Genomic DNA, 1,249 nt, shown 5'->3' on the forward strand with positions numbered 1-1,249 from the left:
AAAACCTGAAATAACATTAATCAAGTGTTGTTTTGTCCAGCCCCATTGGGGCCGATAATTGCCAGTAATTTCACCTTCATTCAGTTCAAAAGAAACATCTTTTTAAGGCAACCAATCCGCCGAATCTTTTCGTTAACATTTTGTTATTTTAAGTACATTTTATCACCCTGTTCTTTTGAAGTTGATGGAGAGCCTGCCCTTGTAGGAAGAACAGGCTCTCCTGAAAATTTAATTATTTAGCATAGTCAGGAACTACAATATCTGCTTGTTTGTATTCCTCTGGCCAAATAACCGTCCCTTTACCTTCGAAATATTGGATAACAGGGATAAAATACTTTGTAACGCCCACTTCAGGATCTGGCCAAGTTTCATCTGTAAACACGTACTCATCCATTAAAATGCCGTTCGTAAAAGATACTTTTCCGGTCTGTACTTCCTCAGTTGCGTATTTTAACAGAGTTTCTTTATCTAACTTGCCGTATTTATCATAACAATCCTGAAGGTTTTCAATGAAGAAACAGACAGCATCATAAGCTAAACCGGCGTTACTGGGGCCAGGTTCATAGCCAAAGCGATCTTTAAAATTATCTCGGAACTCTTTAGCTTCAGGTTTTGTCCATTGCGGAATTAAGTCTAATACGTAATTTGCAGAATCCCCGGTAAGCTGGTACCAGTCACCAAACCATCCCAAACCGTCGAGAATCCTTATCGCAGGTACCCCCAGCTCATCTGCCTGCTTGCAAAAAGAGGAAACCGCGGCGGGATCAGCGCAAGTTCCGATGAGAAGTGTTGCACCATTATCCTTAAATTTCTTAAGCAGTGGATAGAAATCGGTTTCTCCCATCGGGGTAAACTCGGGGCCAACGATTTCCCAGCCATAATCTTTAAATACTTTAATGGCTTCTTACTCCAAACTCTCTACCCCAGTCATTATCTACACCATAAGACACCTGAGTACTTTTTTTATTGGGTCCAAGTGCCATTTTCAATTGCCAGGTTAATTCGCCTCAGCGTATTCCATCATTGGTTTCGCCGGGGAGCCTGACATTTGGCGAGCATATTACTTTATATTTATCAGGGTCTGCTTAAAGCTTTCTCATTGTATTACTTTTTGATTGTAGACAACGAATAGAAGTGAGGAATCTGGTACTTGGCTACGACATCCATTACCGCAAGAGATACTTCACTGTTCCAACCCAAAATACCACACTGTATTTTGTCTTTAACAATAGCTTCTTCATACGTTCTG

The 1,249-nt window shown here is 40.7% G+C and carries 1 protein-coding gene; it reads right to left on the reverse strand.

The window, feature by feature from the left end; all coding sequences use genetic code 11:
- Window positions 1-232: 232 nt before the first annotated feature.
- Window positions 233-898, reverse strand: coding sequence for an ABC transporter substrate-binding protein (locus SSCH_RS06785; RefSeq protein WP_084710992.1), 666 nt, complete (start codon window positions 896-898; stop codon window positions 233-235).
- Between the last annotated feature and the right edge of the window lie 351 nt (window positions 899-1,249).

This window comes from Syntrophaceticus schinkii (assembly GCF_000946815.1).
GTDB lineage: Bacteria > Bacillota > DSM-12270 > Thermacetogeniales > Thermacetogeniaceae > Syntrophaceticus > Syntrophaceticus schinkii.